The following is a 15,187-nucleotide window of genomic DNA, read 5'->3' on the forward strand; positions in this document are numbered from 1 at the left end:
AATTTTCAGGAAAAGCTTAGCATAAACTAGCCTTCAAAATTGAATTTGAACATTGACTAGTTGGCCACAACTGCATTTTTCTCAGGCATTGCAAACAACTCATCATCCATCGGCTCATCTATGAGAAATACATCAGAAAAGCTGACTTGGTATCGGATTCGCTTGGTAGAGTCATTTTCCAGCTGGTATCCCGTCATGACCCTTGGGAAAACCAATCCGCCTGCATCCCGATAATCTTCATACTTGAGTGCATTCATGGTTTGGTTGTTTTTATCATAAAAAGTCACCTTGTAGAGCAACCACGCCAGTTTCCCGCTTTCAGGATCGACCAGCATGTAATACTTGTCATCCGGACTATCGCCTACATTTTTATCAAAACTCACCTCGAAAGTCTCGAAAGACTGGCCATTGAGCATGCGCGGGTCTACTTTTTGCACATTCACACCTGGGTCTGTGAAGATGTAGGGAATGGTATAGAAATAGAAGTAAAGGTTATGGTAGAATCTCACTGAATTGCCCTGAAAAGCCTGTCTATTCGGGCTGATCCATACTTTCTCCCCATCGTTTCCGATTTGCCAGGTATCTGCATCGATCCGGACTTTGCGGTCGGTCAGGTTGATGTAATGATTTTCCCAAGCCAAATTAGTCTCATGGACCATGGCATAGGAGAAGGCTTTAGCATCGACCCATTTCTTCCAGTCACCATGCGCGTCGAGCAGTTTTTTAAATTCTTCAGGTTGCTCCAGTCTTGGGTCTGGAGTGGTGTCCTTTTGCTTACAGGCGAAGAAAAGACTAACGAGGATCAGGATGGGGATGATTTTGGTGATTTTCATAGGAGGTAATGATTCCGCTGGTAAGTTAAATACTTGTCAGAATTTTTTTCTGAAGGATATTTTTGATTCTATTATGAATATTCAGTCTAAATAAAATTATTTTGTAGAACCGTTCTAAATAATGAATCCCCTTTTTACTTTTGTACCAATTCTTATTCTAAGAGCAACACGTTAACTCAACGCCATCATGTGGAAGCCCATCCGGAAATTTTTGAATGACATCCATCTTTACGCAGGTTTGATATCCGGCTTAATTGTTATTGCGGTCTGCCTCAGCGGAACGATTTACGTTTACAATACTGAGATCCGGGAAACTGCTGATTCCGAGCGTTATTTTGTCGAGGCTTCCGGTGAAATGAAGACATTGGATGAGTTAAAAAGCATGGTGGAAACTGAATTACAAGGTGAGGTAGTCAGTGCCAACGTCTTTCAGGCAGAAGACCGTAGCGTACAGTTCGGTGTCAAAACAGCGGGAGCAGAGCGACCTACTACCTTTTATGTCAATCCATATTCAGGAGAAATCCTAGCAAACAATACGGAGAAAACGGGAGCAGAGAAGTTTATGGGCTACATGTTTTCACTTCACCGCTGGTTGCTCTTAAATGAAATTGAAGAGCCAATCCTGGAGTCCATGAGTAATCAGGAGTTGGGTCGATTTATCAATGGAGTTGCCACTTTGCTGTTTTTATTGGGGGTGATTACCGGGATTTTTATCTGGTTTCCTCAGAAAGTCAAAAACTGGAAGCAGGGTCTTAAAATCAAATGGTCCGGCAATTGGAAGCGGGTCAATCACGATTTGCACAATACATTGGCCTTCTACTCGCTTGTGGTCTTATTTATCATGGCAGTGACTGGACCTTTCTGGTCCTACCAATGGTATAGAGAGGGATGGCAGAAGACATTTGACACCTATCAGGCTCCCCGCGGAGAGAATGCAGGTGGAGGCCAAGAGGAAAAACCTAAAGAGGAAATACCTGCAGAGCCGGTTTTTATCTCTCTGGATCAAGTGGTGGCCAAAAGTAATTCGGAACTGAGCTATCCAGGTAATTTGAGGATTTCTCTTCCTTCCAAGCCAGGAGGGGATCTATCTGTCAGCAAGTCAAGAACGGGCTTTTTTGCAAAAGCAGGAGCGGATCAGCTAAGTTTAAATCCTTCGACTTTGGAAGTAAAAGAGGCAAAATTGTTTGCAGATCTTCCAGTCAGACAGCAAATCGGCAGATCGGTCAAGGCGCTTCACACAGGGGAAATCTTCGGTCAATTCACCAAGTTTATCTGGTTTGTGGCTTGTCTGATTGCTACTTCTTTGCCTATCACTGGAACGCTGATCTGGTGGAATAAGCGGAAAAAGAAGAAAACGTCAAAGGCAAAAACGCCGGTAACTACTATGGCCGAAATGGCATAAACATAAGTTTCAATTTTTGAAAAAAAAGGCTTCTGGGATTTCCGGAAGTCTTTTTTTGTTTGTCGTAGAAAAATTTTTCCCTGAATCATTTCTTTCAGATTTCCTCAGAAAACGACACAGATATTCCCAGATTTCATTTACTGGTTAAAAACTAAAAGCTTTAGTTTTTCTCAGTGTTCTCAAAAACGTTTGAAAAAGCATTTGGGAATGCAGTTCTATTTACTTTAGTGAAAGTCAATACCCCTCCCTCTTTTTTCTCTATAGTAAAAAAAATCTCACTGTTGGGACGAATGTTCACAGATCTAATTTGCGGAACTTTGAGGCCTTCTTGGTTAAAAAAACAGCCAGGGTAGGTAAACCTCAATTGTTAAACCGTATTTTGCTATCATGACCCAAAATACAAGCAAACTATTCCTCGCGGCTTTATTATTAGTTTTGAGCAATCTGACTTTTGCCCAGCAAAAAGCCTGGATGCTTGGCCCGTTCGAACGGCCCGAAAATGCCAAGCCGATCATTTCCCCGATTTCAGATACACAGTTTCTGGATCCGATGTCCGGCAAAACGGTCAATTGGGAATCGATGGCGACCTTCAATCCCGCAGCGATTGTCCGAAACGGTCAAGTTCATGTAATCTATCGCGCCGAAGAAAAGCTCGGAGAAAAAGAGATCGGAGGTCATACTTCCCGGTTAGGAATGGCGACTTCATCGGACGGATTTCAGTTTGAGCGTGAAAAAGTTCCTTTTTTCTATCCTCAGGCTGATTCCCAAAAGGAATTTGAGTGGACAGGCGGAACCGAGGACCCGAGAATCGTGGAGACTGAGGAGGGACTGTTTGTCCTGACCTATACCCAATGGAACCGCGAGGTCCCCCGACTGGCCGTGGCCACTTCACGTGATCTGAAAACATGGGAAAAGCACGGTCCGATCTTCCAGGAATGGAAGGATGGAAAATACCACCATGTCGAGTCAAAATCCGGTGCTATCGTCACCGAATTGAAAGACGGAAAGCTGGTTGCAGCTAAAATCAAGGGAAAATATTGGATGTATTACGGTGTGCCGCACATCTGGCTTGCCACTTCTGATGACTTGGTAAACTGGGTTCCAGTCGAAAATCACGAGGGCAACCGGGTTCCGGTCTTGAGTCCGCGTCCCGGATTCTTTGACTCTTGGTTGGTGGAAGCTGGTCCACCGCCACTGTTGACCAAAGATGGAATCGTGGTACTTTATAATGCCGGAAACTCTCAGCAGGTTGGTGTGAAGAATCTTGGAAATCGTGTTTATACAGGAGGGCAGGCCCTTTTTGATGCTTCGGAACCCTGGAAACTTTTGGATCGGGTGACTGCACCCTTCATTCAACCCGAATTGCCTTTTGAGAAATCTGGACAATATCCCGAGGGGACGACTTTTCTGGAAGGCTTGGTCTATTTTCAGGGAAAATGGCTGCTGTATTATGGAACTGCCGACAGCATGGTGGGAGTGGTCAGTGCTCCGGCGAAGTGAAAAGTTAAGTGAATCTTAAGGCTTCAAATCGTTGTTTTCTCGTTGGATTTTCAAATTTTGTTGCCGTAAATCCATTTTATGCGCATTCTGATAGTAGAAGATGAGCCCGGAATATCCAATTTCCTCAAGCAAGGATTGGAAGAGGAGGCATTTGCCGTAGATGTGGCGGACAATGGAAAAGAGGGGCTGGAGCTGGCGCTTTCTGGCAATTACGATTTGCTTTTGCTCGACTGGATGCTTCCCGGCATCAGCGGCATCGAGCTCACCCGTCAGTTTCGGAAAGACTTCCCACAGACGCCGATCATTTTTCTTACTGCCAAAGACACGGTAGACGAGACGGTATTCGGTCTCCAATCGGGAGCCAATGACTACATCAAAAAGCCATTCCATTTTGAAGAATTGCTGGTGCGAATCCGGGTTCAGCTCCGCGGGAAAACGGATTCGGAGGAGAAACTGAGTCTGGGGCCAATTTCAATTTTCCCAGATCGGCATCTGGTCCTGAATGGAGAAGAAGAGATTCAGCTTACGCAAAAGGAATTTGCACTGCTGGAATATCTCGTCCGAAACAAAAACAAGGTGTGCCGCCGAACCCGGATCATCGAAAGTGTCTGGGATATTCACTTTGAATACAATACCGGTGTGATCGATGTCTTTATCAACTCGCTCCGCAAAAAGCTCAATCTACACATTGATGAGGATTACATTCAGACCATCCGTGGAGTCGGCTATATGGCTAAAGATCTATAAATACAGTCAAGAACGATGAAACTGGCCTATAAAGAGCGAATCGCAACCCGACTTACCCTAGTGACGGCACTGATCATTTTGGTGGTTTTTGCGGTGATTTACCTTGTAGCCAACGTGACTGTCGTGAGGAATATAGATCGCGAACTAGGGCTGGAAACGGACAAGCATAAAGGCGAGATCTTCATGGTCAATGGAGAAATTCGGTTTTTGCACAAGGACGAATGGCAGGAGATGGAGCACAGCCAGATTCAGCTTAATCCGATTTTTATCGAGATCGTCGACCTGGAAGGCAAATCCATGGATCGATCCCCTAATCTTCGTGAAAATCACCTTAGTTTTTCTCCAGAAAAATCGGCAGAAAAAGAAGCCTGGACCCTGAAAATCGGTGCCAGTGAAGTACGACAGATGCAGATTCCGCTCTTCAATGCCGGTAAACTTGAAGGTTACCTCTTGTTGGCCAAGTCATTTGAGGATTCACGGGAGCTCCTGAATAATCTCCGCAATGTCCTGTTGATCCTCTATCCGATTATTTTGCTTTCGCTCTTTCTTACCATGCGATATCTCGCCGGAAAAAGCATCGAGCCGATCCAAGCCATCATCCGAAAAACCAACCAAATCACCCAAAATAATATCAACGAGCGTGTGCCTGAGGCAGATCCCAACGATGAAATCGGCCAACTCACCCGGTCGATCAATGAACTCCTGCAACGCTTGGAATCCTCCCTGAACCGTGAAAAACAATTTACCTCAGATGCTTCTCATGAATTGAGGACGCCACTTTCTGTACTGAGAGGAACTTTGGAAGTGCTGATTCGCAAGCCAAGGACAGCGGAAGAATATGTGGAAAAGATCAAAACCTCCCTTGCCAGCATCGATCGCATGTCGGCGACGATCGATCAGCTTTTGGCTTTGGCGCGGGAGGAAAAAGGGAAAAATCTCGTCAAGGAAGAATTGGAGCTCATTACATTTTTGGAGGAAATCACCGATCAAACAGCCACTGAGCAGGGGCGGAAGATCACCTTCCAATCCCTCTCCGGAATCCCGATCTACGTCAAAGTCAATGAAAAGTCCCTTCAGATGATGTTGAGTAACCTGATCCAAAATGCAATCAAGTATTCCGATTTCGAATCTGAGGTATTGGTGCGAACAGGGGTCGAAAACAAAATTCCCTTCATTGAAATTTGCGACAAAGGGGTAGGGATATCTCCTATCCATTTGGAGCGAATTTTCGATCCGTTTTTTCGGGAAAAAGAAGCAATCGACCGCTTGATTCCTGGTACGGGACTAGGATTGGCCATTGTGAAGAAACTTGCTCAGGAATCTGCAATCAAGATTTCTGTAGTCAGTGAAAAGGGACAAGGAAGTACGTTTAGACTCGATTTTCCCCTTTCTTAAGCAAATCTTAAGAATCCCCTAAGGCAGGATTAAGGCTGAACTCAGACCTTCGGGTTTAAATTCTACAAGTTCATGCTAGACCGCATTATCCAATGGAGTATTGGCAACAAGCTCATCATTTTCATTTTTATTGCCGTTTGGTTGGGTTTTGGGATTTACGCCCTCTCCAATTTGCCCATCGGAGCCGTACCCGACGTCACCAATAACCAAGTCCAAGTCATCACCACTTCCCGCAATCTGGCTACTGAGGATGTGGAAAAATACCTCACCTATCCGGTAGAGCTGGAGATGGCCAACCTCCCTGGGGTGAAGGAAATCAGGTCGGTTTCCAAGTTTGGACTCTCGGTGGTGACCATAGTTTTCGAAGAAGAGTTGGGGACCTACCTACCCCGTCAGCTGATTTCTGAGCGCTTGATAATGGCACAGGAGCGGATTCCGCAGGGTTTTGGGACTCCATTTATGGGGCCGATTTCTACAGGATTGGGAGAGATCTACCAATACGTCATTGATGTCAAGCCCGGATATGAAGACAAGTATTCGATCACTGACCTGCGCACCATTCAGGACTGGGTGGTTCGGAGACAATTGGCCGGAATTCAGGGAGTAGTCGAAATCAATACTTGGGGTGGATTTCTCAAGCAATACGAAGTAGCAATCAATCCTGACCGGCTGAAGGGGATGGATATCAATCTTGCTTCGGTCTATGAGGTTTTGAGTAAAAATAATTCTGTCGCTGGAGGAAGCTATATCGAAAAGACCAACGAAAGCTTTTTCATCCGTGGAGAAGGTTTGGTGACGAGTCTGGAGGATATAGGCAATATCGTAGTGGATGTCAGAAATGGCACCCCTGTTTTCATTCGGGATATTGCTGAAGTCAGATTTGGACATGCCAATCGATTTGGAGCAATCACTGCCAACGGGGAGGGAGAAAAAGTATTGGGGCAGGTCATGATGCTCAAAGGAGCGGATGGCAAAGGAACCATCGATCGTGTCAAAGCACGGATCGCCGAAATGGAAAATACGCTACCTGAAGGGGTGGTGATCAACGGCTTTTTGGATCGGTCCGAACTGATCGATCGGACGACCTTTACCATTGCGGAGAACCTTATTTTGGGCTGCTTGATTGTGGTTTTTGTCGTGGTCCTGCTGCTCGGCAACTTTCGATCCGGCTTGGTAGTGGCTTCGGTGATCCCTTTGAGTTTACTTTTTGCGCTTTCGCTGATGTACATCTTCGGTGTCGATGCCAACTTGATGAGTTTGGGAGCGATTGATTTTGGAATTATTATCGATGGTGCGGTGATCATCGTCGAGTACATTGCTTACCGATTTACCCGATCTACGGAGCTTTTTCAGGGACTTAGTAAAAGTGAAAAACAGATCGAGAAAGATAAAATCGCATTCTCTGGGGCTTCCAAGATGATGCATTCGGCGATTTTTGGGCAGATCATCATCATTATTGTATTTATTCCCATTCTTTCACTTTCTGGAGTAGAAGGGAAAATGTTCCGACCTATGGCTGAAGTGTTCAGCTTTGCCCTCATCGGTGCGATGATTTTGGGTTTGACTTATGTACCGGTAGTATCCTCACTTTTCCTCAAATCAGAAGCACCTGGACCCAGAAATGTGTCTGTCCGCCTGATTAATTTCCTGAACAAAATCTATGAGCCTACGCTGAATTGGGCTTTGAAGCATTCCAAAGCTGTATTGGCTGGAGCAGCTGCGATTCTTATCGCTGCATTTGCACTTTTTTCAACCATGGGATCTGAGTTTGTCCCAACTCTGGATGAAGGGGACTTTGTCATTCAGCCGGTGTTGAAGACTGGGACCACGCTTTCCAATACGGTCGAAACGGTGACCAAAATGGAAGAGATTCTGATGAAATTCCCTGAAGTGAATCAGGTCGTCACCCGAATCGGTGCAGCCGAAATCCCCACTGACCCCATGTCTATGGAGGAAAGTGATGTGATTGTGACGCTGCATCCTCCCTCTGAATGGACGACTGTCGAGACCAAAGATGAATTGGCCGAGGAGTTTAAAATAGCACTGGAAGCGATCCCTGGATTGGATTTTGAGTTTACCCAGCCGATCGAGATGCGATTCAATGAATTGATTACTGGTGTCCGGGCAGATTTGGCGATCAAGGTTTTTGGAGAAGATTTGGAGGTCTTGCTGGAGACAGCAGAGGAAATAGAGGCTGCCATTCAAGGCGTAGAGGGTGCCGCTGACATTATTCTGGAGAAAGTCGATGGCCTTCCTCAGATGAAAATCGAATACGACCGCGCCAAGATTGCCAAGTATGGCTTGAATGTGGAAGACTTGAATCAGGTCGTTACCATGGGTTTTGCAGGATTGAGTACAGGGACGGTTTTCGAAGGTGAAAAACAGTTTGACTTAGTCGTACGGTTTGCGGAGCCTTTCCGCAAGGATATCATTCATCTCGAAAACGCCTCCATCCAAGTTCCTACAGGAGGAAGTGTTCCCCTTCACGAATTAGCCAAAATCTCCTATACCAAAGGCCCAGCCAAGATCTCCAGAGACAACACTCAGCGGCGGATCGTGATCGGGGTGAATGTACGTAACCGAGATCTGCAGTCCGTGGTCGATGACATCCAGGGGATTGTCTCGAAGATCAACATTCCGGAAGGCTATCGGGTGGATTATGGGGGGCAGTTTGAAAACTTGCAGCAAGCCCGAAACCGCTTGATGATTGCCGTTCCTGTGGCCCTTATTCTGATTTTTATCCTGTTGTATTTCGCGTTTTCCTCTTCCCGGGATGCCTTTATGATTTATACCGCAATTCCCTTTTCGGCAATTGGCGGAATCCTGCTCCTGTGGATCAGAGATATGCCTTTTAGTATTTCTGCAGGTGTGGGTTTCATTGCACTCTTTGGCATCGCCGTCCTCAATGGGATCGTCATGATCGAACACTTCAAATCTATGAAAGACAAATTCACTTCCATCCGGGAGCTCGTGATCGTGGGTGCCAAAGAGCGATTGCGTCCGGTTTTGCTGACTGCTTCGGCTGCTGCGCTGGGATTTTTACCGATGGCAGTTTCAGGTTCGGCAGGTGCTGAGGTACAGCGCCCATTGGCGACAGTGGTCGTTGGTGGGTTGATTTCTGCCACTTTGCTGACCTTAGTTGTGTTGCCGGTTTTATACGTGCTGTTTAATTCCCAAAAAGGGAGTGGAAATAAACTTCCCAAATCAGCACTTATGGTTTTGGGTCTTTTTGTAGGGTTTTCTTTTCCGGCTTTTTCTCAGACTGAAGTACAAAAGCTAACACTTGATCAGGCTCTGGAAATTGCTCAGCAGCAAAATCTTGGAATTCAGGCTGCGGAAAAAGGTCTGGAATCAGCCGCCGCCCGATCCCGCTCTGCTTGGAATGTCGGCAAAACTGAAGTCTATTATGGTGCTGACCAAAATGATATCGCGGAAAATGGATTTTACAACCGGGTCTGGGGAGTACGTCAGAGTTTTGCTTTTCCCTCAGTCTATGCTGCGCAAAAGAATGTACTTGAAGCTATGGAAATGCAGGAATCCGCTCGCTTTCAATTGAGTAATCGCCTGCTCAAAAAAGAGATCAGTCAAGCCTTCGTCACTGCGTTGTACTGGAAAGAATTGGAGCAGAATTACAGTTTCCTCGACAGTCTGTATGGGGAATTTGCAAGGGCTGCTACGCGAAGGCTGGAGACCGGAGAGTCCAACCTGCTGGAAAAACTCACAGCAGAGAGTAAGCTTCGGGAGATCGGATTGAAGAAAGCGGAAGCCAGCCGAAGCTTTGAAATTGCTAAAAACGGGCTTCGACAGCTATTGAATATCGAAGGAGAAGTAGAGTTGGTAGCTGAGTCATTTGATTTCTCAGAAGCGGTGGATTTGGCGAATCATCCTTCGCTGCTTTTATATGAGTCAGCCTATCTCGAGGCAGAAAGTCAGGTAAAAGTCGATCGGCGATTATTGCTGCCCGATCTGAATGTGGACCTTTTCAGGGGAACCAATCCCGAACCAGGTGCTAAAGTTTATCCGGGTTTTCAGGCCGGAGTGGGAATTCCTTTGTTTTTTGGCTCCCAAAGTGCAAAAGTAAAAGCCGGAAAATTTCAGCAGGAGCAAATTATGCTGGAGGCAGAAGCCTACAAACAAAAGCTAGAGACCAACGCTTCCAATATCCAAACTACTTTGGCCCAAAATAAACAGGTCATCGACTACTATGAATCCGAAGGGTTGCAGCTGTCGACCCAATTGCGTGAACAAGCCATTCGCTCCTATAAGGAAGGCGAAATTGACTTTCTCCAATACGTCCAGCTGATTGAAAACTCCCGGGGTATCACCCTGCAGTACCTTCAGGCCAAACTGGATTTTCAACTCAATCAATTAGAACTTATTTATCTCAATAACTGATGCAAGCGATTCGATCAAACTATTATAGCTTGGGCCTTTTCGCCCTGATTTTGGGGATTTTTTCAGGCTGTGGAAAATCTGAACCCTCGGGAGGGGATGGGATAGAAGTCTCCGAAGCGCCAGAGGGATCGTCGGAATTATACCTGACCGAGGAGCAGTTCAATACCATGAAAATGGAGTGGGGTAGCCCGGTCCAAGGGGAATTTTCCGAAGTAATCAATGTGCAGGGAACAGTCAAAGTGCCCGTTGAGGGCATGCAGGAAATATCGGCCTATTTTGGCGGATATGTGAGTGAGATAAGCTTGGTAGAAGGTCAGACAGTTCGAAGAGGGCAAACGCTTTTTTACCTGGAAAATCCCGATTTCATCCGCTTGCAGCAGGATTACCTTGAGACGACAAGTCAACTGGCGTATCTGAAATCAGAGTTTGAACGGCAAAAGACACTTTTTGCAGAGCAGATATCTGCGCAGAAAAACTTCCTCAAAGCCGAAGCGGACTACCTCGGTGCTTTAGCGCGAAGCCAAAGCCTCAAAAAACAGCTGGGTCTGATTAATATCAATACAGACCAACTTACCCCTGAATCGATTCGATCCAAAGTTCCTGTCCTTTCGCCAGTCAACGGGTTTGTGGAGGAGGTTTTTGTGGTCCCGGGTCAGTTTCTTCCAGCTTCCGGCAAAGCCATTTCTTTATTGAATAAGGATCATTTGCATATCGAATTGATTCTTTTTGAAAAGGATGCCGCACAAATCTCCGTTGGCCAGAAGTTGAGCTTTACCCTGCCGGATGTGTCGGGCAAAGACTATTTGGCAGAAATCCATGTCGTAGGGCAATCTGTCAATGAACAGCGGCAGATCAATGTCCATGCAGATCTCCTGGACGAAAAACAGGGAAAGCAGCTGTTTCCTGGGATGTTTGTTCAGGCTACAATTCAACTGGATCCGCAGCAGTCCTGGGCACTTCCTTCCGATGCTTTGGTGGAGTCCGATGGGGAATATTTTGTTTTGGTTCAAAAAGGCAAAACCGAACAAGGCTATCGCTTGGAGCGGGTCAAAGTCAATCCGGGAGTGCAGAATAAAGCAATGACCGCAATAGAACCTGTTCCCGGTCTGGATGAATCCATCATTGTGTTGGTTAAAGGCGGATTTAATCTGCTTTGAGTGGGATGAATTGGAACGAGGCATTAGTGAGTTCACTGTGAGTTCAACCCACAATTAATTTAGGCTTTAGCCAAATTTTTTTTCAAGATTTGGTTAAAGCCCTACTACCAATACTATCTAATCCAATGGACTAACCAAGTGGAGGAATATTGATCTACTGGCATTGTGGTGGACAACCAATTTTTTTAAAAAAGTCTTCCCCATTTCGAGTCGCTTTGTTTAAAAAAGCTCCAATCGCTACTTGATTTTTAGAAAAAAGGGCCTTGAGGGGCGATTTGAAATGTTTAATATTTATATACATTTTTTCTTAACCTGATTTTAATAATTCCTACACATTTCAGGCAATGTTAAGAAATTAAAATGGGCTATTTTGATTAATTTGAGACTATTTATTCACTTTTTGAGCGAGTTAACAATGAATTAATTCACTTTTTGATAAAGTCGGATTAACGCCAGCGGAACAGAGGAAGTATAGCTTTGGTAAAATTTTTAACCAAAAAGTTTACTTATTCCAAACCTCTACTATCAAATGATTGCTCAAAAAAGCATTTGGCAATGGATGACGACAGCCTGTCTGATCTTCGTCCTCAATCTTTCCTTCGCCCAGCAAGTCCGGGTCACAGGGAAAGTAAGTGATGTGAACAATGAACCGCTGCCGGGAGCTACTGTCCTGGTCAAAGGGACCACTCGTGGTACAGTTTCAGATGTGGATGGCTCCTATGCCATCGAGGCAGCAAGCAACGAAACGCTTGTTTTTTCTTTTGTCGGTTTTGAGGCCAAAGAACAATTGGTTGGAAATTCCACCATCATCAATGTGTCACTCTCCGAAGGTGTAGCACTCAGTGAAGTGGTGGTGACTGCCTTGGGTGTGGAAAGAGAAACCAAAGCGCTCGGGTATTCTGTGCAGGCTGTTGACGGAAGTCGATTTACCGAAGCAAGAGAAACTAACGTCCTCAACTCACTAAGTGGTCGCGTAGCAGGTGTACAGATCACTAATGGTTCTTCCGGTTTGGGAGGATCGAGCCGGGTGACGATTCGAGGCGAATCTTCCTTGAATATCAATGCAAACCAGCCGCTATTCGTAGTGGATGGTGTTCCGATATCCAATAACATCGTAGGTTCTTCTGGATCTGGTAACCAAGAAGTCGATTATGGCAACGCTGCGGGTGAGATCAATCCAGATGATATTGCTTCCATGACTGTATTGAAAGGTCCGGCTGCTGCAGCACTTTATGGATCCAGAGCAGCAAATGGCGCGATCTTGATCACAACCAAAACTGGAAAAGGTAAAAAAGGTCTAGGTATTTCGATCAATTCGAACACAACGTTCGACAATCCGCTTAGACTTCCTGACTGGCAGGATAAATATGGACAAGGAAACAACGGGCAGTTTGCTTTCGTCAATGGAGCCGGTTCTGGTATTGCTGATGGGGTAGACGAAAGCTGGGGTCCTGAATTGGATCAAGGCCTCTTGATTCCACAGTTTGACTCTCCGAGAAGCGTACCTGGTTTCAGAGGTGGTGACTTGAATGCTCCTGCGGGAAGCACGATCAATGCTACACCATGGGTCTCCGCACCTGATAACATCAATGACTTTTTCCAAACTGGAGTAACCCTTGCCAATAACATTTCACTGGAAGCAGCCAACGAAAAATCAAATATCCGTCTGAGCTGGACGAATTTGGATCAAAAGGGAATCGTGCCTAACACAGACCTGAAGCGTAATACCATCGCGCTGAATGGTGGAATGAACCTGACAGATAAACTTACGGTAAACTCTACCATCAACTACCAGCGATCCAACAGCGGAAACAGACCGAATATTTCCTACGGGACTGAGAATTTGATGTATCTCTGGATCTGGTATGGCCGTCAGGTGAATACCAACAGCCTGAGGGATTACTGGATGCCTGGATTGGAAGGTCAGCAGCAGTTTAACTACAACTACAACTACCACGACAATCCGTATTTCAATGTGTATGAAAATACCAACGGACAGGGTAAGGACCGTATTTTTGGAAATATCTCAGCGACGTACAAGTTTACTCCTAAGTTGAGCCTGATGCTCAGGACAGGTCTGGATACCTACAATGAGCTTCGTGACAGAAAGCGTGCATTCAGCACACAGCGTTTCCCAAGAGGTAACTACCGTGAAGACGATGTCTTCTTCAGCGAGCAAAACTCCGATTTCTTGTTGACTTTCTCTGAGACTACCAAGCCAGTATGGTCATACAGCATCGCCTTAGGTGGTAATGCCATGCGTCAGGAAAACAGATACGTGCAGACCGTCGCACCTCAGTTGTTGATCCCTGGGATTTACAACTTCACCAACACAGCGGTAAACCTTCAGGTAAACCAATTTACCTCTGAGAAGCGAATCAACTCCATTTATGGCTTTAGCCAGATTGGTTTCAAAAACGTACTTTTCTTGGATGTCACTGGTCGTAATGACTGGTCAAGCACCTTGCCTGCTGACAACAACAGCTACTTCTATCCTTCTGCAACCCTAAGTGCGGTTCTTTCCGATATGATCACTTTGCCTAAGGCAATCTCATTCATGAAAGTACGTGCAGCTTATGCTGAAGTAGGTAACGATACCGATCCTTATGCGCTTACGAATGTCTACAACACAGCCACTGCTTGGGGTACTATTCAGGCAAAAACTGAGTCAAGCCGCCTTTCCAATGCCAACTTGAAGCCTGAGCGTACTGCGTCTTTTGAGGCAGGTTTGGATGTAAGATTCTTAGAAGGAAGATTGGGATTGGACTTCACGTATTTTGACAATAGAACGAGAAATCAGATCATCCCAATTGAATTGGACATCGCCACAGGGTATGCGTCCAGAATCATCAACGCAGGTGAGATCCAAAACAAAGGGATCGAAATCGTATTGAGCGGTCGTCCAGTACAGTCTGCATCAGGCTTCACTTGGGATTTCATGGCCAACTTCACCCGTACCCGAGGCTATGTCCTGGAATTGACCGAAGGTCTGGACACCTATACACTCACAGGAAGAAACGGTGCAAACATTCAGGCAAGAGTAGGTGAGCGAATGGGTAATATCTACGGAGCTGGCTTTGCCAGAGTCGATGATCCAGCTTCACCCTATTTCGGACAGATCATCCACAACACTTCCGGCACTCCGATCACAGATCCTACGCTGAAAAATCAGGGCAATTACAATCCTGACTGGATGCTAGGTTTGCAAAATAACCTGAGCTACAAGGGTTTCAACCTAGGTTTCTTGTTTGACTTCAGATATGGAGGAATCGTGGTTTCCCGTACCAAAACAATCGGTTCTACTTCCGGTCAATTGGAAGAGACACTTTTCGGACGTGAAAATGGCTATGACCTGACGGTAGAAGGAAATGGAATTATTTCCGAAGGGGTCATCAGAAATTCTGACGGATCTTTCACTCCTAATACCATCAAGATCACTTCCAGAAACTGGCACAACAGATATTACGAGCGAAACAATGTGGAAGCTGCTAAGTATGATGCCACATTCCTGAAGCTTAGAGAAGTGACCATCGGGTATACTATTCCTAGAAGTGTCCTTGGCAAAATGCCAATTCAGGATGTCAAAATCTCCTTGGTCGGCAGAAACTTGGCCCTTTGGACAGAAAATCCACACTTCGACCCAGAGACCCTTTCTATGGGTGGAGGTACGCTCATTCCAGGAGTAGAGGATATGGCTTTCCCATCCACACGCAGCATAGGATTCAACATCAATGTCAAATTCTAATTGGCTGATTTTT

8 protein-coding genes are annotated in these 15,187 nt (G+C 45.7%); 7 read left to right on the forward strand and 1 reads right to left on the reverse strand.

Going from position 1 to position 15,187, the window contains the following annotated elements; all coding sequences use genetic code 11:
- Positions 1-56: 56 nt before the first annotated feature.
- Entirely contained in the window at positions 57-833 is a 777-nt protein-coding gene (locus tag DK188_RS16110; RefSeq protein WP_111671862.1) for a DUF6503 family protein, read from the reverse strand.
- Positions 834-1,020: 187 nt separating this feature from the next.
- Here DK188_RS16110 and DK188_RS16115 point away from each other — a divergent pair, with 187 nt between their 5' ends.
- From DK188_RS16115 to DK188_RS16150, 7 genes are all read left to right on the forward strand, one after another.
- On the forward strand, positions 1,021-2,235 hold the full coding sequence (locus DK188_RS16115; RefSeq protein ID WP_111671863.1) for a PepSY-associated TM helix domain-containing protein: 1,215 nt from the start codon (positions 1,021-1,023) through the stop codon (positions 2,233-2,235).
- A gap of 387 nt (positions 2,236-2,622) precedes the next feature.
- Positions 2,623-3,735: a glycoside hydrolase family 130 protein gene (locus DK188_RS16125; protein WP_111671865.1), complete on the forward strand. Its 1,113-nt coding sequence runs from the start codon at positions 2,623-2,625 to the stop codon at positions 3,733-3,735.
- 78 nt (positions 3,736-3,813) lie between these two features.
- Positions 3,814-4,482, forward strand: a complete 669-nt coding sequence (locus tag DK188_RS16130) for a response regulator transcription factor (RefSeq protein WP_111671866.1) — start codon at positions 3,814-3,816, stop codon at positions 4,480-4,482.
- Positions 4,483-4,497: 15 nt separating this feature from the next.
- Positions 4,498-5,877: a sensor histidine kinase gene (locus tag DK188_RS16135; RefSeq protein WP_111671867.1), complete on the forward strand. Its 1,380-nt coding sequence runs from the start codon at positions 4,498-4,500 to the stop codon at positions 5,875-5,877.
- Between the two features lie 72 nt (positions 5,878-5,949).
- Positions 5,950-10,272 carry a CusA/CzcA family heavy metal efflux RND transporter gene (locus tag DK188_RS16140; protein ID WP_111671868.1) on the forward strand — a complete coding sequence of 1,441 codons (4,323 nt, stop codon included), beginning with the start codon at positions 5,950-5,952 and terminating at the stop codon, positions 10,270-10,272.
- Positions 10,272-11,429, forward strand: a complete 1,158-nt coding sequence (locus DK188_RS16145) for an efflux RND transporter periplasmic adaptor subunit (protein ID WP_111671869.1) — start codon at positions 10,272-10,274, stop codon at positions 11,427-11,429. Before DK188_RS16140 ends, DK188_RS16145 begins: the two co-directional genes overlap by 1 nt.
- A gap of 529 nt (positions 11,430-11,958) precedes the next feature.
- Positions 11,959-15,174, forward strand: coding sequence for a SusC/RagA family TonB-linked outer membrane protein (locus tag DK188_RS16150; protein ID WP_111671870.1), 3,216 nt, complete (start codon positions 11,959-11,961; stop codon positions 15,172-15,174).
- Positions 15,175-15,187 lie beyond the last annotated feature (13 nt).

The organism is Algoriphagus litoralis (genome assembly GCF_003259255.1).
GTDB lineage: Bacteria > Bacteroidota > Bacteroidia > Cytophagales > Cyclobacteriaceae > Algoriphagus > Algoriphagus litoralis.